The sequence below is a fragment of the Kitasatospora terrestris genome (genome assembly GCF_039542905.1).
In the GTDB taxonomy this organism is placed as follows: domain Bacteria; phylum Actinomycetota; class Actinomycetes; order Streptomycetales; family Streptomycetaceae; genus Kitasatospora; species Kitasatospora terrestris.
Genome location: NZ_BAABIS010000001.1, coordinates 6,035,388 through 6,053,691, shown reverse-complemented (window position 1 = coordinate 6,053,691; position 18,304 = coordinate 6,035,388). Strand labels below are relative to the sequence as shown.

Genomic DNA, 18,304 nt, shown 5'->3' with positions numbered 1-18,304 from the left:
CGCACAGCGCCCCGCTTCCTCACCTGGGGAGCGGGGCACCGCGCATTCTTCTGGGACATCCCCGCCGGACAACGAACCTGGCAGCGGACCCTGGAACTACCGCGAAGACGACACGCCCTTCGACACCCCAGACCTCCCAGGCCGCCCCTTCTGGGCCACCGACACGGGCGGACACCAATAGGTCGGCTGCATCTACACGTATGGCCGGAATGCGTAATCGATGTGCGCGGCCAAGTCGACCCGAAGATGTGGGTTCTTGTTCGACTGGCGGACCCAACTCACAAGCCGCTCAGGACTCACGACGTACACGCCACGGCAGCGTAGGAGCGGTCCCCACATCGGCGCCCTGTGGATGACCATGACCGCCTGGGGCTCGCCAAGCATGTCACGGAGGGACGACTCAATCTCCGCAAGGAGCTTTTGGACTTGTTCGGTGCAGTCCCACCTGCCATACATCAGTGTCGTCTCGCTTCTGGGCCGGACGTCCGCCCCGGGGACTGGCTTCCAGTTTTTGGAATCGATGACGAGGAGCTGCCGCTGGGGACCGATCAAAATGTGGTCGAGGTTCGCGGTACGTTCCGGGATGCGCCGATCGTTGAGGATGACCCAGCCTTCGCGCTCCAGCGGCTTGAGAATTCGGTAGGTGGCCTCCTCGCCCTCGGCACCGCGCTCCCACCGCTCAGCTTCCTTCAACGCTTCCGGGGTGGCCGGCACCTTATAGGTCTTCGGCTCGCTCCAACCCACAACGGGGCGCCTCCTCGCGGTGGCGTAGGCGATCGCGCCGATGAGAACAGCGATCAGTCCGAGACTGATGCCCAGCTCGGCAATGTAGGCGAGGAGAACCCATGCCAGGGCGTACGCGGTGGCGACGACCGCGCACTTGCCCTTACTGCGGATGGTGTAGAGACGCTGCGGCTCGACGGTTCGGATCGTGCCGGCGCGGAGCCGGGCGGCTTCGCGCCGTGCGCTGGCGCCGGGGGTGTTTGTTTGGCTGACGCGCTGCGGGGTCACTGTCACAGCGGCAGTCTGTCAGCGCTCCGTGACAGTTCGTGACCCATTTTTGAGGCTGGCCCCACCTCGGTCTGCCCGGTCCGCCAGCCGCGCTCCTCGACGCAGCACCGTACATCCGTCACCGGTGGTTCCAGACGCCCTCCCACGCCATCCCCTGTCGTTCAGCGAGCTTGGAATCATGCCGTCTGGTCGGCGTGCCTCGAGCAGAGCCGGCCAGCGCCCCCTGTCACAGCGGCGGGCTGGCCTTGAAGGTGTGGGCGTGGTGCCAGTCGTAGTACGGCTGCCGTTCCACGTTCCACCAGGCCACGGTTCGGCCAGCCAGGTGTTGCTGGATGTGCTGAGCGACGCCTGGAACTCCCATGGCCAGTGGGCTCACCTGGAGGACGCCCCCGGGGCCCACCGCGACGTAGCCGTGTTCGTAGAGGGCGTCGCAGCCGAAGGTGCAGGCAAGCATCGCGATGTTGGCCAGGTCTCGTTTCTCCTCGTCGGTGCACATCGCGCGCTTCTTGATGTGCGCTCCGATGAGGAAGGCTGCGGGAAGCTCCCGGCCGCACAGTGCGCACTGGCCGGTCGCGCCGGGGAGCAGGCGGCGCTTGAGGGCGGCCTGTTCCCCGCGGTAGGCACGCTGGGCCTTGCGCTCGAGCTCGCCATCGAAGGCAGCGACCGCTGCTTCCTCGGCCTCAGGGTCGATAGGGGCGGTGAGTGCGGTGGCGGGTTCGAGGGTGAGCAGGGTCTGGAGGGTGTCGCTCTCGTCCTCGTTCAGGATGGAGATGCCCATGATGTTGCGGTTGGGGTTCCAGTTGAGGAGCTGGCGAACCTCCTCGATGGGGATGTCGAAACCTCGCGTGCCGGAGAGGGCATACATGTACTCCCATGTGCTTCCGGCGTAATCGGTCCCCCAGAGGCGAGTGGCGAGGTCCCGGTTGCGCCACATCAGGGCGATCGTTCCGCCGAAGTAGAGGCGCTTGTCCCCGCTGAAGAACACCCAGTCTCCGGGGCGCATCTTTTTGATCTTCGAGAGGTTGATCTCCTTCTTGCCCGGGACGACGCCCCACATCTCGGCTGCGCCGTCGGGGAACAGCTGCTTGAGCTGGTCCAGGACGCCAGGCTGCAGGAGGTCGGCGTGGTCGTCGAAGACGACCGGGTTCACGATGGTGTCCTGGTAGTGCTGGGCGACGTCCTTTTCCGACCGGCGTGCCGGCTGCATGACGATCCGCATCAACTTGGTTGTCCCCCCAGGTGCGTGTACTTGTCGGCGCGGCCCCGGGCCAGGTGGGCCGGGTAACGGCGCCGGTTGGTCTCGATCTTCTCAAGCAACGCCTGTTCCAGGTCAAGGTTCAACACATCAGCCATCCTGAGCAGGTAGGCGAAGACGTCAGCCATCTCCTCACGGACCTGCACCGCTCGGTCGGGATCGTCCATCACGGTCGCGGACTGCTCGGGGGTCAGCCACTGAAAGATCTCCAACAGTTCCCCGCTTTCACCGGCCAGCGCCATGGCGAGGTTCTTCGGGGTGTGGAACTGCTGCCAGTCGCGTTCCGCGGTGAACTCGGCCAGTGCCTGCTGGAGGTCTTTGATCGTCATAGCGCAAGGGATACCAGCGGGTGGCCACGAGCTGCCAACCCCAGCCCTGGCATTAGCCCTGCGGGTTGTCCGCTCCGGGTGGTACAGATGTTTGCCATGCATCTGTACGGGGGGAGCGTCGCCGAAGCGGCGCAGAAGGTGGTGCAGCCGCAGTTCATCGCGGCCTGCGAGAAGCTGGCTACCAAGCTGTTCGGTACCGCTCCAAGCCCGGAAGAGGTCCGCAGTTGGAGCCGCAGCTGGCCGGCGCTGCTATCCGCCCTCACCGCCGCCGGCCTGGATGACCTGTATGTCGTGCTGGAGTACTGCCTGCCCGCAACGGGCGAACGAGTGGACGCGCTGCTCCTCGGCGAGGATGGCGGTGGCTACCTGACGGCCGTAGCGATTGAGTTGAAGCAGTGGACGAGCGTGAGGACGGACCCGCGCCGTCCGGGCCTGGTGCTTGCTGGCCAGCGGGTTGTTCAGCACCCTGCCCGGCAGGTCGGCGGCTACGTCCGCTACCTGGAAGACTGGATCGATCAGGACCAGCTTCCGCTGCTGGCCCGCGGTGTCGTTGTCCTCCATGACGCCGGCCCAGAACTAGTCGACGAGCTGCGGGCGCTCGCCGCTAACGGCCCCTCGGCCGCCTTCCCCATCCTGGGACGCGATGACCTCGACGCAGCCCAACCGCCCCATGCTGTGGCTCAGCAGCTGGCCTGTGCCGATCTGAAATCCCCGCCCGACGAGGCGATAGCCGCGCTGCTGGCTGCCCGGCACCGTCCCTCACGTGGGCTGCTGGCGCGGGCAGGTCGGGTGATCGAGGGCCACGATGCGTTCCGTCTCATCGGGGACCAGGACGTTGCCCGCCAGACCGCCTTGCACACTGTCACCTCAGCCCGCCAGCAGCGGACGAAGGGCATCGTCGTCGTGACGGGTGGCCCCGGGACCGGTAAGAGTGTGATCGCCTGCCGGCTCCTTGGCGACCTGTGCCAGCTCCCCGACGCCAACCCCCGCCTCCTCTCCCCCTCCGGCACACTGACCCGCCAGCTCAAGCGGACCGTCGGCGAGGACTCTCGCGGACTCATCGCCACCTTCGCCGGCCGTGTCCCATCGGGCATCACCAGCAGCAGTGTGGTCCTCATCGACGAAGCTCACCGAGCCCGCACTGGGTTCGCCGGACAACGCGACCGCTTCCCGATCATTCTGGGCAACCTGATCGACCGGGCCGCCGTCACCGTGCTGTTCCTCGACGAGCAGCAGATCATCCGACCCGACGAGGGCATCAGCCTCACCGAACTCAAGGCACACGCCGACAGGAAGGGATATGCCTTTGCGCGCATCGATCTGACCGCCCAGTTCCGCTGCAACGGATCCCAGGCCTACCACCAGTGGATCGACCAGCTCCTCGCACCCGCTGGCCCCGCCCCCGTCTGGAGCGGCACCGACTACGACCTTGCACTCGCCGCAGATCCTGACGAGTTCACCCACTGGGTGGAGGCCCATGTCAGCGATGGCCGCACCGCTCGAATCACCGCGGGCTTCTGCTGGCCCTGGGAAGCCCCCTCCACTCCACCGCTCCTCCCCGAAGTCGTAATCCGCTGGGACAGCCCCTCCGGACAACGGACCTGGGAGCGGCCCTGGAACTACCGCGAAGACGCCACGCCCTTCGACACCCCTGACCTCCCCGGCCGCCCTTTCTGGGCTACCGACATCGGCGGACACCAGCAGGTCGGCTGCGTCTACACAGCGCAGGGCATGGAGTACAGCCACAACACCGTGATCATCGGCAATGACCTCATCCGCCGCGACAACCGCTGGATCGCCCAGCCAGCAGAAAGCCACGATGGCAAGCTCAACAAGCTCCCCGCTGACCAGTACCTCCGCTACGCCCTCAACACCTACCGCGTCCTAGCCACCCGCGGCACCCAAGGCACCCGCTTCTACTCCACCGACCCCGCCACCCAGACCTACCTACAACACCTGCTACCGCCACACAGGCGGTAGCAGGCGAAAGACCCTTGACCCCAGATCGCGCTGGAAGCTATCGCTGAAGGTCAGAGGCATGGGCATACACAACATAGAGAGCGGCCACGCTGGAGTTGCGCTGTCGTGCGCACAACGTGTGGTCCCGTGGTGGTCTCGGGCGCCAGCCTCGTGGGGATGCCGACCGCCTCGGGGTCCCTCGTGCTGCCGCCGCAGAGGGGTGCGTGGCGAGCGGCTGTTCAGGGTCTGGTCGCTGCCGTCGCGAAGGCCACCGAGTTTGCCGAGTCGCCATCCGCGGTCGTCGAGGGCGGCCGCGCCGCTGGCCAGCGAGCCGAGAAGGACAGTCGCGTATCGCCATGGACGCGGTGAGCTGAGACCGCTCGTCGCTCCATGTGCGCGGCATCTAAACTGGAGCCACGGCCTAAGCGCCATGAGTCGCGGTCCCAGCTGTTCCTCACCCGGACGCCTGAGCCGGCCAGAAGCGAACACCACGGGAAGTGCGGCCAAACGCTCCGTAAAAGGCCATACGATCTCCCTGAGGCTAGGGGGCTCCATGGACATCTCCACGTTGCGCAACCCATACGACTACCGGAACCCGGTGCGCGATCAGGCCATCTTCGCCGGCCGAACCGACGAGCTAGCCGTCATCGCGTACGAGCTCGATCAAGCAGCTGCGGATCACCCATCGGTGTGTGTGGTCTTGCACGGCCCTCGAGCTTCCGGCAAGACCAGCCTGCTCAATGCAACTGAGCAGATGGCTTCGAAGCGCGGGTTCATCACTACACGTGTGGAGTTGATCGAGGGCGACGAGAAGCCGACAGTCTTCTTCCGCAAGGTGTACGAGGAGCTTGTCTCAGCGCTGGCTGCCGCAGCGTCAGGTGCCACGAAGATGCCCTGCAACGTCACCGGCGTGCGCCGGGTGATGGCACGAGCAGCCGAGGGTGAATCTGTGGCGCCGCTGGAGTTTCCGGAGGCGATAGCCCTAGCTGACTCAACGGAGCATGTACCCGAGGCGGCCCTGCGGGCAGATCTCTCCTATTTCGTTAGGCTTTTCGAACAGCCGATCGTCCTGCTCATCGACGAGGCGCAGCTGATAGCCAACGACCCCAAGGCACTGTCAGTGCTGCGTTTTCTAGCAGCACGCGTCAATGGACTCGTGCTAGTGCTCGCCGGCACCTCTGGGCTTGTCGAGCAAATCACGAAAGTCCACTCGCCGATCCTGCGGCAGTTCCGGGAGATTGAGGTCCGAGGTTTCGTCGAAGTAGAAGACGTTCGGAACTGCATATTGCGGCCACTCCTAAGCATTGGGATCGATGGCAAGGTTTCGAGAGACGTCGTATCTTCCATGATTCAGCTCACAGATGGAAATCCTTACGAGATTCAACTGTACTGCCACGAGATGTTCGCCAGATGGCAGCGCGGTCTGGCAGATGGCCTGATACTCGCACCAGACGTTCTCGAAGGAATCCGATCCCGCATGGAATCGGGCCGTGCAGACGTCCTAAATCGCCCGCTAATCCGCGCAGTGCGAAGGATGTCACCATTCGAGCTTATAGCGTTCAACGTCCTGACATCATCCCTCGGTCACGCCACGGCAGAGGAAGCATGGTTCGCGTACAGAATGACAGGGCGGCAGGAAATAACGCGCACACAGTATGATCAGTGCCGGGAGATGCTAATCAAGGACGGCATCCTCGCCAGTGACGAAATTATTCATTTCGCCATAGATTCCGAACTATTTGACGAGATCTATGTCCGACTGTGGACGGCGCGCGAGATTGGACAAGAGCCACATACGCAGTTCACCAGTCGAAACAATGTTCGATCTTTGCTGATCGACCGACTTTTTAATCTACTCCACGGTTTCGCCAAGAAGCCTCTTAGAATCTTTCCGACATGCTGCTTCCGCATGACCAGGAGTCGCGTAGACGAGATCTTCAAAGCTCTTGAAACTCTCCCCGCCGCAGGCCCAGACGCTACTCCCAGGGTCCACTTGCTACATTCTGCGATCCTGCAGGCAGGCGAACCATCGGCACTCGACCTGACCGCAATCACCTGCACGTATGGCCGCAACTCTGTAGAACGCTGGTTGTACTCCGCAGATACGGAAAATATTGAGCTGGCCGAGCATCCCGAATTTATAGCAGCCGCCGACCGGATTGCACATCTTGGCGGGAATCTCAGTGCAGCCAAGGTCCGAGTACCGCTCCGGTCGTGGCCAGCCCATGAATGGTTCGAAAAGTCTACAGGCCAACTGCGATCCAGGTTGGCAGAAAACCACCTCGCGGCGGCCTACGACGCATATACCGTCGGAGATTCATCCGCAACGCTAAGTAATCTCCAACTGTCCTTCACGCTCAACCCCGGCTGGGAGCAAGCCAACAATCTAACGTATATCAATCTGGCTTCTGGGCGGCCCGACGAGGCACTCGAATGGGCCGACCGTGCCGTCAGCCTGGCTCCAATACCATGGACGCGCTCGTTGAGTCTCTACAATAACGCCTTGGCTCAACTACTAGTCGGCAATCGGGATGCATCGGCCGCCCTCCTCGGTCAGGCCGCTAAGGAATTGGACACCCGAGTGGTGGATGATCCAATCATCGAATTCCTACTCTTGCCGGCGCCCGACGACGTCGCCCTCCTGCATGAAGAAACCGGCGTGAGCCTCAAGGAAGCGGTCGTACGTGTCCGCGCTGCGTTGAGCAGCGACTCTGTGGCCGCCAACATAACGGAGGACATCGAGCCCGAGAAGGAACATGAGCATTCAAAGCAAGAGGCGAGCGCCGATGATCTCAGAGACCCAAGCCGGGCACCCATCGTCCTCTTCGTAGCCACCGAGTGGGCCTCACTGCACGGCGGCCTCAGCACTTTCAACCGCGACCTGTGCCGTGCGACAGCCGCTGCCGGCGCGCAGGTGTTCTGCGTCGTGCTATCCGCCTCGCCCGAGGAGTTGACAGCTGCGGCTGACGCCGGGATCACTCTGCTCCCAGCCCCCAAAATGCCTGGAGCATCTGAGGACATGAGGCTCACTAGCCGGCCAAAACTTCCCGATGGAGGCGTGCCCGATCTTGTAGTGGGCCACAGCCGGATCACCGGGCCGGCGGCAAAGAAGCTCACCGATGATTTCTTCCCCTCTGCACGCCGGCTGCACTTCCTACACATGGCTCCGGACGAGATCGAGTGGTACAAGCTCGATCGAGAAAGCGATGCCGGGCTGCGGGCCGAGGAACGAACCGACATCGAGCGCGCGCTCGGAAGAAGCGCGCATCGTGTGGTCACCGTCGGACCCCGACTGCACGACCAATTCATGGCGGAATTTGCCAACCCGCTGCGACTCGACCCAGGGTTTGACGCCGCCGTGACGGCCGTGGAACGCAAGCCGCCGGGTGGGTCTCCGTTGCGAGTGCTACTTCTTGGTCGAGTCGAGGATGCACAACTCAAAGGAGTGGACCTGGCCGCTGCCGCCTGCGGCCAGGTGGCCGCGTGGAGGCAGGAGGACGGTCTCAGTCGGATCAGACTAGTTGTCCGCGGGACCCCCGAGGCAACTTCCGAGGAAGAACGGGCGAGGATTGGGGCATGGGCAGCCAGCCCTCTACTCCACCTGGTGGTCCGCGAATACACATCCACTCAAGATCGCATCGACAATGATCTAAATAGTGCCAGCTTGGTTATCATGCCGTCTCGATCCGAAGGATTCGGCCTAGTCGGCGCCGAGGCGATCTCCCTTGGAATCCCGGTTCTCGCCAGTTCGGAGAGCGGTCTCGCTCAGCTGTTGCGCGAAGTCCTGGGGCGCGAGTCGGCAGACAATTTCGTAGTATCCATTTCCGGCAACGACGAGAAGGACACGGACAAATGGGCCCGGAATATTGACCGAAAGCTTCGAGACCTCCCGGCGGCATTTCAGCAAGCGTCTAATCTACGGGCAAACCTGGCTGAACACGCGCCATGGTCCAAGGCGGCTGCCGCAATACTTGGCGAAATCGGGGAAAAGTGATCCCGCTAGAATTGATCACACTATCTCAACCTCGGCCGCACCCACTTTTCGTCCCGGATCATTTTGATAACCCGCGATTCGAGTTCGCCCCAGCCTCGTTCGCGTCCATCTGGCGATCACCGGAGTCGCAAGTCGGCGTGAACTGTCACGGGCGACACCGTACGGTGGGCCGAGACTGGGTAGCTGGCCACCCGCGTTAACGTCAGCCATCGTGCCTGATGGGCAGCGCAGAGCCTGGCAGCCTTCCCCTGAAATCGTTCATCCTGTCTAGGTATCGACCTAGAGAAGGGAGCGGCCAGTGCCCGAGCGGAGCCCGCGCGGCACCTACCTGCGGATCGCTGATGCGCTGCGCACGGAGATCAGTGAAGACTCCACGATGACATCGCTTCCTTCCGAAGCAGAGCTGATGGAGGCGCACGGCGTCGCCCGCACCACGGTGAAGCGTGCTCTCGACGTCCTCGCCGCAGAGGGTCTGGTCCGGTCACAGCCTGGAGTCGGATGGGTTGTCGGACGCGCCGAGCCCAAAGTCCCGGTGCTCGAACAGCTCACCGCTCTTGCCCGACAGCTCGACGTTGGGGCCGATTTCCCGTCGGAAAAGGAACTTGCCGAGACCACCGGTGCAGCACGAGGTACCGTCCGGCGTGCCCTCGCACAGTTGGAGGGCGCAGGGGTCCTCGAAGTGCGCCATGGGAAGGGCCGCACCGTCCGCGCCCTGCCCGCCAATCACATCTAGGAGCAGATACCCGTGTGGGCTTACGACCTTGCCGAGTCCTTGTTGTCTGACGACCTGCCTCGCCGCTGGGCCCACTCCAAGGGGGTCGCCAGCAAGGCGCGCACCTTGGCTGGGATCCTCGGCCCGGACGCCGAGCTGCTGGAGTCGGCAGCCGTCCTGCATGACATCGGCTACTCGCCGCGGATCGTCGACACCGGGTTCCATCCGCTCGACGGTGCTCGGTTCCTCCGCGCGGAGGACGTGGACGAGCGCGTCGTGCGACTGGTCGCCCACCACTCATGCGCGCTGCTCGAAGCCGAAGAGCGCGGGCTGCGGCAAGAGCTGGAGGTGGAGTTTCAGCTGGAGGAACCCCACCTGGTGGATGCCTTGATCTACTGCGACATGACCACCACCCCGGACGGCACGCCAACGACCACGCCGGACCGGGTCGCGGAGATCGTGGGCCGGTATGGGCCCGACAGTGTGGTCGGCCGGTTCATCCGCCGCGCTGAGCCGCAGATCGACGCGGCCGCGCGCCGAGTCGAAGGTCGGCTGCTTCAGGTCGGCACGACGGCCTAGCCGATGTACGGCTGAGACCTCGCCGGCTCCAGGCCGTGCTTAATCCGCAGTCGCATGGACGGGTGAATGTCGAGGTCGTCGAGGTCCGCTGGATCCACCCAGCGGACCTCCTTCGACTCCGAACTCGTCCGCAGGGCTCCGCCAACCGGCCGAGCCTTGAAGCAGATGGAGAACTGCTGCCTCACCTCCCCATCGTCGTAGGCCATCACGTGCCCAGGGTCGGTATACAGGCCAACGACCGCGGCGACCTCAACGTCAATCCCGGTCTCTTCCCGTACCTCCCGCGCTACCGTGTCGGCCACGGATTCGCCGACGTCGTGCCCGCCGCCCGGGAGTGCCCACAGTCCGTTGTCTGTCTTGTGGATCAGCAACAGCCGCCCCTCAGCATCCATGACCACGGCGGTGACCGAGGGCACGACGGAGTTCGCCGGCGGGGCATCCGGATCATGGAAGTAGTCGACGCGACTCACGCGGCAGCCTCACTTTCGAGTTGGTGCGAGGTGATGGTCCGAGAAGACTCCCAGATCCGTTCGATACCCGCCGCGTACGTACTGAACAGCTCGCCGCCGGGCACCTGGGAGAGGTGCAGCACCGGGGCCAGGTAGGCGCCGACGCCGTAGACATGCCCGTTCACGAGCAGATCGTCGTCGGAGCGGTAGAGCGAGTTGTAGAGCGTGGTCGAGTGGAGCCGGAACTCCACCCCCGGGACCCCGAACAGTGGCGCGTAGTTGGCCAGCGCGTTGCGGATCTTGCCTGCCATCGCGGGCCCAATCCCCTCGTCCTCGCCCCTTTGGGCCACGGCGGCGCAGTCGGGATCGCCCAGCATGAGCCGCACAGGCACGCCCGCATGCGCCTTCTCCTGGACAAGCCTGAAGAACAGAGGATCTTCCGAGAGCCAGAAGCCTGCGTAGGCGACTAGGTCGAAGTTCCGCATGGCCTTGGCGTAGAGGGACGTCCAGACTTCCTTTGGCACTACCGCACGGTGCGGGTACAGCTTCACTAGCTCCGCCCGACCAGCCTCGGCAGTCGCGTGGCTGGTCTGCTCGTTTGGCCAGAGGTCCGACAGGTCACGCTGCAAGAGATTCGCCATCGCGTACTGAAAGCGCCGATACGGTCGGCGCTCGTCCTTGGCCTCGACCCATCGCTCAACAGTCCGCGAGCTGACGCCCAACCGGGTCGCAATCTCATCAACCGTCAACTTGCTCGCGAGGATCGCCCCTCGCAGCCTCTCGTTGGCCATCTCGCCCTCCCATGGACGAAGTTGCGGCGCTTGGACGATCCGGGACGACTTGACCGTAGCGAAGTCGAGCCGCAGCCGTCCAGGTGGGCCGTATCTCGACAGGGCTGGAAGGTCGAATCTAGTGATGCGGCCGGAACTCCTCCGGCCGAACCGAGACGAAGGACTTGACGGAGCGTCTCCTTCTCGGCACTGTAAGAGACATGTTCAACATGTCTCGCATGTCGAGGCGGATGAACTGACAGCCCTTCTTTGGGCCGCCCTGAAAGGCGAAAACACGCAGTTCAGGGCAAGGGCACCGCCCATCAGGGCGGCGGCTGTTAGCTGAGGCGGAGGACGCTGCAATCTCCGCAAAGGCCAGAAATCAGGGGCTTCGGCCCTGACTGGCGAGGTGGCCCGGTGACCGCGAGCAACGGCCGGAGGGTGGGGGCGTGGCCCCCCTTGCAGTGTGTGTCCCTTGTCCCTTGAACCGAAGGAGGTGGTCCCGATGGGCCTGATCATCCGCGAGTCCCATAGGTCGCCTCGCTGTGCCGTTGGCCAGTGAGGCGTTGACCAGCGCTCACGGTTCCCGGCGTGCACCGCTTCGGCGGCCGGTACATCGGGTTTCCGCGGCCGCTCGTCGAGCGTCCGACCCGCACACCTCGCTACGGCTGCGGCTCCGGTGCTGGAACACCGGAGCCGCCAAGGGCCGTCCCGGATGAAGGAACACGACCCATGAGACTGATTGTCGCAGGCCAGGAGGCCGTTACGGCCTCCGAGTTCGCCGAATTGGCCCTCGGTATCGACGTGGAGCTGTTCGCCGGCACCACGGACGAGACGGCCACCGACACGGTGGTGCGCCTCGACGTGGCCCGGGACGTGCTGCGCGACCTCGCCCCCGAGCCCGCCCGCTACGCCAAGGCACTGATGCGCACGGCCGAGCGGCGCCGGGCGCTGGTGTGGAAGGCGGCGGCGTGATGACCCGGTTCGTGCGCCGCGGGATCCGCGGCACCGCCCACCCGCACCTGACCGCCCGCCCCACCAGCCCCTACGCCGTGGAGGTCGTCCCCTCCGAGGCCGGCAGCCTGCCCGGTGCCGCGTGCAAGGGTGTGGATCCGGACCTGTTCTTCGCCGAGCCTGACGGGGACGACACCGAGGCCGACGCGGCGGCGGCCGAGTTCGCGACTCGCCGGGCCAAGGCGGTGTGTGCCAGCTGCCTGGTCAAGGACAGGTGCCTGGCCCTCGCGCTGAAGCGCGGTGAGCCGCACGGCGTCTTCGGCGGCCTGACGGCCGATGAGCGGGCCCGGCTCAGGAAGAAGATGAACGACGCCGCTTACCGCTCCCGCATCGTGGCCGGGGGTGGTGCGCGGTGACCACGATGGCCGCCCCCGGAGCTGTTTCGGCCGCACCCTCCGCTGCTTCAACGACGCGTACCACCGCTTCGGGCGGCGGCGTGACGGCGGCCGGGGCGGTGATGTGGGGGCTGACGTTCCTCGCCGTCGCCGGTGGGGCGGTGCTCGCCGGGATCGGCTTCACCGGCTCCTACACGGCGCTGGTGAACCTCGGTTTCAGGCACAACCTCGGCGACTTCAGCTACGCCTTCCCGGTGGGTGTGGACGTCGGGATCGTGGTCCTGCTGGCCCTGGATCTGCACCTGATCCGCCGCCGCACCCCGTGGCCGGTGCTCCGGCTGCTGGCCCACGGTTTCACCGCCGCCACGATCTACTTCAACGCCGCCTCGGCCGGCTCCATCGCGAACGATCCGACCGGGTCGGCGATGCACGCGGTCATCCCGGTGATGTTCATCGCCGCGGTGGAGGCCGGGCGCCGCCTCGTCATCCGGATCACCCGGATCGAGGCCGGCCGCCCGTCCGAGGGGGTGCCGCTGCACCGGTGGCTGCTGGCCCCGTGGCCGGCCTGGATGATGTTCCGGCGGATGCGGCTGTACGGCATCGACTCCTACCAGCGGGCGATCGAGCTGGAGCGGGAGCGGATCGTCTATCGGGTGTTGCTGGAGCGCGACCACGGCTCCGACCTGCGCAAAGCCCCTGCGGATGCGCTGCTGCCGCTCACGATGGCCCGCTTCGGGCTGAGCGTGGACGAGGCCCTGGCCCTGCCCGCCGAGGCGGAGGAGCGCGCCCGGCTGCGGGCCGAGCGCCGCGAGGCGTTCGAGGCCGACCTCGCCGCCCGCGCCGATGCCCGCACGGCCGACACGCAGATCTTCCGCCTGCGCACGCAGGGGAAGGTGGAGGCCGCCGGGTTCGAGGTCGGGGCGGAGACCGCCACGGCCAAGGCCCGCGCCCACGCCCGGACCGTGGCGGCCGGCCGGGAGGCCGAGGCGGTGATGGCCGCCGCGGCAGCCGAGCAGGAGGCAGCCGAGGCCCGCCGGCGTGCTGCCGAAACCGACCAGGCCGCCGCCGAAACGGAGCAGGCCGCCGCTGAAACCCGGCGCCGCGCCGCCGAAACCGAGCGCCAGGCCGCAGCGTTCGAGCGGGCCTGCGCCCAGGAGGAGGAGGCCGCCGAGGAGGCCCGGCTGCGTGCCGCTGAAGCGGCCCGTGCCGCGGCTGAAACGGAGGCGGCCGCTGCCGAAGCGCGCCGCCGCGGTGCCGAGGCCGACCGGCAGAGGGCCCTGGCCGCGCACGACCGGATCGCCCTTGAGGAGGCCTCGGAGGCGGCGCGGCTGCGTGCGGCCGAAGCCCGGCGGCGTGCGGCTGAAACGGAGATGCGTGCGCTCGAAATGGAGGACGAGGCGAAGTTGACCCCGTCCGCCCGCGGTGCGCGCAAGGTCGCCCGGATGATCCTCGCCGCGTACGGCCCCGACCACACCGGTCCGGTCAACCCGGAGGCCGTCGACCTCCAGACGATCGCGAACGCCCTCGGGGTCTCGATCGCCACCGCCTCCCAGCGCCGCGCGGACGCCGCCGACCTGCTCGCCTCCGGCTACAGCACGCCGGTGCACGCGTCCTGACCTGCAACAACACCGCTCTTGCAACGCTTTTCGAAGGGATCGCCTCGCCATGTCCGAGCACAACATCCCGGCCGTGGAGCCGGAGTTCGAGCAGACCCGCGTCATGAACGTCTTCCCGCTGCACCGCTTCACCTGCGCCCACACCACCAACGAGGCCGGCAACGTCCACTGGTGGCACATCTTCACCGCCGACGGCCGCTACCTCGGCGCCGCCAACCGCCCCGAGCACGTCGGCGCGGTCATCCAGCAGGCCCGCTGACCAAGCAGGAGACCGCAAATGACCGACACCCCGACCGTGGTCGAGATCACGACCACGCCCGCACCCGCGGCCACCCCGCCCAAGCCCACCAATCCGCCCGCCGCCATGCCGGGCATCCCGCTGGCCCTGGCCGCGGCGAACGCCGCCGGAACCGTCGCCTCCGGCGCCCTCGCACTCGGCGGCCCCGCAGCCCTGGCCGTCGCCGGCACCACCGCGGCCGTCCTCGCCGCCGGCGGCGCCGTCCGCCGTGCCCGAAACCGCACCCGTGGCCTCCGGCTGCACAACCCGTCGGGCACCGGCAGGACGCCCACCCGTGGCAACGCGCTCGGCCGGATTCCCGCCGCCCGCACGGGCAACAGCGCAGGTCACGGGTCCGCGTTCGGTCTCGGCGGGCCCGGTGCATCGGCCTCGCGCACCGCTGGCAGGACCCCCACCCACCCCGCGGCACACACCCCGGCCTCCGCCCCCGGTGGGCGCCACCGGAGCGCGAGCCCCGGCGGTGTCGGCCCTCACCCCGCCAGGCACACGACCACCTCGGCCGGGCCTGCGCGTTCTCGGGCCCACGGACACGCCGAGGGCACCGCGCCGCGCCGCCCCGGGCCGGCGAGGTCCATCAAATCGGCTTCTCAGCAGTCTCGTTCCGCTAGCCGTCCCGGTACGGTGCACGACCTGCGCAAGCCCGCCGGCGGGTCGGCGGTGCCGGCCGGACGGTGGCCCGGTCTGTCGCCGAAGAAGGCGGCGAAGATCGCCACGCGGACGGACAAGCGCCTGGCCAAGGGCCTGGCGCGGGCCCGCAAGCGCGCCGGCCTCGACCCGACGACCGGCACCGACGCCGGCGCGGCCGGCTCCAAGTTGGCCGCATCCGAAGGTGCTTCGGCCCAGCAGGCGAAGATGCTCCGACGCTCGCGGCTGCGGCACGCCGCCCGGATGACCGCCTCCGGCCTGATCGCGGGTCTGGTCGGCGCCGGCTCGGCGGCGGCGTTCAACTGGCGCCACCGGGGCAAGGTCTCCTGCCACGTCCGCGCGGTATGGCGGCGCCTGGCCGACCGGGCCCGCGCCGTGAAGCAGACCCGCGACGCCGCGATCCTCGCTGGAACCACCGGCAAGGGCCAGGACAGCACCACCCCGGTCGTGCCGGTCCCGGCCGAGACCGTCAACGTGCCCGGCCGCGAGAAGCCCGGCCCCGCCAGTGCTCTTAAGAGGCTCGCGGGGCAGGTCGTGGCCGGTCGTACGGCGTCCCGCATCACCCTCGGCAAGCCCACCAACGCCAAGGAGGCATCCGTGTCCGACTCCGAGTCCACCGTTCCCGCGTTCTCCCTCTCTTCCGCGGCCGACGTCATGCTCCAGGCCGCCTCCACGTTCGACCCCGAGCAGATGCCGGAGTTCGGCGTCCTCGCCGACGACCTCCCCATCGCGTTCGCCACCATCCAGGAAGTGCTGCGGGTGCTGGCCGAGAAGGGCGCCGAGCAGCTCGCCCTGGAGCCGGTCGTCTCGGAGGAGATCGCGCAGGGCTACCAGGCCATGGGCCGGGTGGTGCAGGCGCTGGAGAACGTCGGCCCGGTGTTCCGGCAGGCCCACGCCGCCGACCTCGACCGCTACGACAACCCGCGCAACGGCCTGGAGGCCGAACGCAAGTGGAACGTCTGATCCCGCACGTCCCGACCGTCCCTGGGGCCGCCCACCAGCGTGGTGGGCGGCCCGCCTTTCTCGCCGGGAGCGATGCCCCATGACCAGTACCAACCGCACCAAGAACCCGAGCCGGGTCGACTGGAAGGCCGGCCACGGCGTGCTGTCCGGCACCGTGAATGGCACCCTCGGCGCCCTGACCACCGCGAGCCTCGGCCACGCCACCGGCATGCCCGCCGGGTGGGCACTCGCCGCCGGCGCCGCAGGCGCCCTCGGCACTCTCGCCGCCGGCATGCGCCGCCGCCTCACCGCCGCCACCCTGACCTTCCGCACTACGTGCTGGCTGACCGCGGGCGGCTGGTCGTCCTGGGCGATTGCCCACGGTGGCCCGTGGACCTGGCCCCACCTCGGTGCGCTCGCCGTCGCCGGGATCACGGCCGGCACCCTCGCCCCGGTCCTCGCTGGGCACGAGGAGATCGAGCAGGAGGCCCGCCGGCACCTGCTGCTGATCGGTGCCCGCCGGCAGATGGCCGCCGAGTGGACCGACCGCATCAAGCGCGTCTGCGGCGTCGACGTCACCGTGCTCGGCATTGAGCACTGGCCGTCCGGCGCCGGCTACACCCTCGAACTCGAACTCCCCGAGGGCGGCACCACCCGCCGCTCCATCACCGACCGGACCGAGGGTCTTGGCTCCGACCTCGACCTCCCCGACGGCTGCGGCCTGCAGGTCATGCCCGGCATCTCGCGGCGCCGGGTGCTGGTCATGGTGACCACCAAGTCCCTCGCCGGGGTCGAGCTCCCCTTCCCGGTGGAGGAGTTGGGCGAGGTCACCACGGTCAACAACCCGGTCCCGACCGGGCTGATGTCCGATGGGGCGCGGGCGGAGCTGGACCTGCGGCAGGCGTCCACGATCGTCACCGGGCCGACCGGCTCCGGCAAGACGAACTGGCTGCACACCCTGATCGCCCTGCTCAACCAGACCAACGACACCCTGGTGTGGGTGATCGACCTGAACGCCGGCTCCATCGGCCTGCCCTGGCTGAACGCCTGGCGCGACGCCCAGCTCAACCGGGAGGGCTCCCGGTGGGCCGGCGCGGACATCCCCACCCCGGGCGTGGACTGGGTCGCCTCCACCCCGGCCGAGGCGAAGCGCATGCTGGCCGCGGCGGTGCGGATCGCCAAGCGCCGCAAGGTCGCCTACCAGGACGCCATGCGCGAGGCAGACGACGACAAGCTCCCCGTCGGCCCGACCCTGCCCGAGATCGTGATCGTCATGGACGAGGGCGCCGAGGTTGCCGTCACCCGCGAGGCCCGCGCCGTCCTCGCCGGCGTCTCCGAGGTCATCCGGATCGCCCGCGCCATGGCGATCCGCGCCGTGATCTCCGTCCTGCGGGTCACCCAGGACGTCATGCCCGACCCGCTGGTGCGCAAGATGGCGTCCAACCGGGTCGCCACCGGCGCCTACGAGGACTCCGAACTCGGGCACCTCTTCGGCTGGCGGGCCCTGCGCGCCGAGGACAGCTTCGACGGGCCCGGGTCGCTGCTGGTCGGCACCGAGGGCAAGCAGCCCGGCAAGGCCCGCCAGTGGCGAATCACCCCCACCCAGATCGAGGACATCACCGCGCTCACCGCCCGCCGCCGCCCGGCCCTCGACGGCCCCTCGCTGGAGGCCGCCGGCGAGGACTACACCGACCGCTGGACCATGGACCGCTGCGGCCACCTCTGGGCCACCGCCACCGTCCCCGCCGACAGCTCCACCGCCGCGGCGGCCGGGGCCGGAGGTCCGACCGACGGCGCGCCGGCCAGTGGGTGGAAGCACACCGCGCACTGGGACAAGACCCCCGCCACCGGCCCGGCGGACGACCTGGAAGCCCTCTGGGCCCTACCCCCGGCCACCGAGCCCGGCAGCGGCGACGCAAGCGCCGCCGACTGGTCCGACCCCTCCACCTGGACCAGCGGACGCGAACAGACCGGCCCGGATGAACCCGGGGCGAAGGACGCCGCCCTGGCCCTGCTCATCGCCGCCGGCCCGGAGGGCACCGGCGCCTCCGCCATGGAGCGGGCCCTGAAAGCCTCCTTCGGCACCCGCCGGCCGGTCCTCCAAAACTGGCTCAAGGCATGGGTCGAGAGCGGCGAGGCGGTCCGCGTCGGCGAGGGCACCAAGGCCCGCTACATCCACCGCAACCACGCCCCCGACGCCTGATCCACGGCCCTCGCTTGTCACCTGTCACACCAGTCGCCAGAGGGGGCATCCCGGCCGGCGCGGTCCTGTAATCCACCGTCTGACCTGCGGATTACAAGTGACAGACAAGTGACAGGCGACAAGTGACAGACAAGCCCGATGACAAGCCGCATGACAAGCACGAGACCCGCCCAGGCGCGCTCCCGGGCGGGGC

At 67.6% G+C, this 18,304-nt stretch carries 15 protein-coding genes; 10 read left to right on the top strand and 5 right to left on the bottom strand.

Going from position 1 to position 18,304, the window contains the following annotated elements; genetic code table 11:
* Window positions 1–192 precede the first annotated feature (192 nt).
* The 3 genes from ABEB06_RS27775 to ABEB06_RS27765 all read right to left on the bottom strand — a co-directional run bounded on the left by ABEB06_RS27775 (window position 193) and on the right by ABEB06_RS27765 (window position 2,595).
* On the bottom strand, window positions 193–1,017 hold the full coding sequence (locus ABEB06_RS27775; protein ID WP_345699624.1) for a nuclease-related domain-containing protein: 825 nt from the start codon (window positions 1,015–1,017) through the stop codon (window positions 193–195).
* Between the two features lie 220 nt (window positions 1,018–1,237).
* Window positions 1,238–2,230: a hypothetical protein gene (locus ABEB06_RS27770; protein ID WP_345699623.1), complete on the bottom strand. Its 993-nt coding sequence runs from the start codon at window positions 2,228–2,230 to the stop codon at window positions 1,238–1,240.
* A complete protein-coding gene (locus ABEB06_RS27765) occupies window positions 2,230–2,595 on the bottom strand; it encodes a nucleotide pyrophosphohydrolase (RefSeq protein WP_345699622.1) in 366 nt (121 codons plus the stop codon). The genes ABEB06_RS27770 and ABEB06_RS27765 overlap by 1 nt, the downstream gene beginning before the upstream one ends.
* 87 nt (window positions 2,596–2,682) lie before the next feature.
* Between ABEB06_RS27765 and ABEB06_RS27760 the strand changes: the two genes are divergently transcribed.
* The 4 genes from ABEB06_RS27760 (at window position 2,683) to ABEB06_RS27745 (ending at window position 9,839) form a co-directional block, all read left to right on the top strand.
* Window positions 2,683–4,575 carry a DNA/RNA helicase domain-containing protein gene (locus tag ABEB06_RS27760; protein ID WP_345699621.1) on the top strand — a complete coding sequence of 631 codons (1,893 nt, stop codon included), beginning with the start codon at window positions 2,683–2,685 and terminating at the stop codon, window positions 4,573–4,575.
* 532 nt (window positions 4,576–5,107) lie between these two features.
* On the top strand, window positions 5,108–8,548 hold the full coding sequence (locus ABEB06_RS27755; protein ID WP_345699620.1) for a glycosyltransferase: 3,441 nt from the start codon (window positions 5,108–5,110) through the stop codon (window positions 8,546–8,548).
* Between the two features lie 298 nt (window positions 8,549–8,846).
* Complete coding sequence (locus ABEB06_RS27750; RefSeq protein WP_345699619.1) at window positions 8,847–9,281, top strand: GntR family transcriptional regulator; 435 nt, start codon at window positions 8,847–8,849, stop codon at window positions 9,279–9,281.
* Between the two features lie 6 nt (window positions 9,282–9,287).
* Window positions 9,288–9,839: an HD domain-containing protein gene (locus ABEB06_RS27745; RefSeq protein WP_345702011.1), complete on the top strand. Its 552-nt coding sequence runs from the start codon at window positions 9,288–9,290 to the stop codon at window positions 9,837–9,839.
* On the opposite strand, the gene ABEB06_RS27740 is transcribed toward ABEB06_RS27745, so the two are convergent.
* The gene (locus ABEB06_RS27740) at window positions 9,836–10,309 is read right to left on the bottom strand and encodes an NUDIX domain-containing protein (RefSeq protein ID WP_345699618.1); all 474 of its coding nucleotides are present in this window, start codon (window positions 10,307–10,309) and stop codon (window positions 9,836–9,838) included. The genes ABEB06_RS27745 and ABEB06_RS27740 overlap by 4 nt on opposite strands.
* Window positions 10,306–11,079 (bottom strand): helix-turn-helix domain-containing protein, encoded by a 774-nt coding sequence (locus tag ABEB06_RS27735; RefSeq protein ID WP_345699617.1) that lies wholly within the window; start codon window positions 11,077–11,079, stop codon window positions 10,306–10,308. The genes ABEB06_RS27740 and ABEB06_RS27735 overlap by 4 nt, the downstream gene beginning before the upstream one ends.
* Window positions 11,080–11,790: 711 nt before the next feature.
* Here ABEB06_RS27735 and ABEB06_RS27730 point away from each other — a divergent pair.
* From ABEB06_RS27730 to ABEB06_RS27705, 6 genes are all read left to right on the top strand, one after another.
* A complete protein-coding gene (locus ABEB06_RS27730) occupies window positions 11,791–12,033 on the top strand; it encodes a hypothetical protein (protein WP_345699616.1) in 243 nt (80 codons plus the stop codon).
* Window positions 12,033–12,428: a WhiB family transcriptional regulator gene (locus ABEB06_RS27725; RefSeq protein ID WP_345699615.1), complete on the top strand. Its 396-nt coding sequence runs from the start codon at window positions 12,033–12,035 to the stop codon at window positions 12,426–12,428. The genes ABEB06_RS27730 and ABEB06_RS27725 overlap by 1 nt, the downstream gene beginning before the upstream one ends.
* A gap of 5 nt (window positions 12,429–12,433) precedes the next feature.
* Complete coding sequence (locus ABEB06_RS27720; protein WP_345702010.1) at window positions 12,434–14,023, top strand: DUF2637 domain-containing protein; 1,590 nt, start codon at window positions 12,434–12,436, stop codon at window positions 14,021–14,023.
* Window positions 14,024–14,072: 49 nt separating this feature from the next.
* Window positions 14,073–14,282 (top strand): hypothetical protein, encoded by a 210-nt coding sequence (locus tag ABEB06_RS27715; protein WP_345699614.1) that lies wholly within the window; start codon window positions 14,073–14,075, stop codon window positions 14,280–14,282.
* An 18-nt stretch (window positions 14,283–14,300) separates the two neighbouring features.
* Window positions 14,301–15,929, top strand: a complete 1,629-nt coding sequence (locus ABEB06_RS27710) for a hypothetical protein (protein ID WP_345699613.1) — start codon at window positions 14,301–14,303, stop codon at window positions 15,927–15,929.
* Between the two features lie 79 nt (window positions 15,930–16,008).
* A complete protein-coding gene (locus ABEB06_RS27705; RefSeq protein ID WP_345699612.1) occupies window positions 16,009–18,111 on the top strand; it encodes a hypothetical protein in 2,103 nt (700 codons plus the stop codon).
* The last annotated feature ends 193 nt before the right edge of the window (window positions 18,112–18,304 follow it).

Coding starts and splice junctions, on each gene's coding strand:
- ABEB06_RS27770 (WP_345699623.1), bottom strand. CDS start 2,230: ATGCGGATCGTCATGCAGCCGGCACGCCGGTCGGAAAAGGACGTCGCC.
- ABEB06_RS27710 (WP_345699613.1), top strand. CDS start 14,301: ATGACCGACACCCCGACCGTGGTCGAGATCACGACCACGCCCGCACCC.
- ABEB06_RS27735 (WP_345699617.1), bottom strand. CDS start 11,079: ATGGCCAACGAGAGGCTGCGAGGGGCGATCCTCGCGAGCAAGTTGACG.
- ABEB06_RS27730 (WP_345699616.1), top strand. CDS start 11,791: ATGAGACTGATTGTCGCAGGCCAGGAGGCCGTTACGGCCTCCGAGTTC.
- ABEB06_RS27755 (WP_345699620.1), top strand. CDS start 5,108: ATGGACATCTCCACGTTGCGCAACCCATACGACTACCGGAACCCGGTG.
- ABEB06_RS27765 (WP_345699622.1), bottom strand. CDS start 2,595: ATGACGATCAAAGACCTCCAGCAGGCACTGGCCGAGTTCACCGCGGAA.
- ABEB06_RS27760 (WP_345699621.1), top strand. CDS start 2,683: ATGTTTGCCATGCATCTGTACGGGGGGAGCGTCGCCGAAGCGGCGCAG.
- ABEB06_RS27725 (WP_345699615.1), top strand. CDS start 12,033: ATGACCCGGTTCGTGCGCCGCGGGATCCGCGGCACCGCCCACCCGCAC.
- ABEB06_RS27715 (WP_345699614.1), top strand. CDS start 14,073: ATGTCCGAGCACAACATCCCGGCCGTGGAGCCGGAGTTCGAGCAGACC.
- ABEB06_RS27720 (WP_345702010.1), top strand. CDS start 12,434: ATGGCCGCCCCCGGAGCTGTTTCGGCCGCACCCTCCGCTGCTTCAACG.
- ABEB06_RS27705 (WP_345699612.1), top strand. CDS start 16,009: ATGACCAGTACCAACCGCACCAAGAACCCGAGCCGGGTCGACTGGAAG.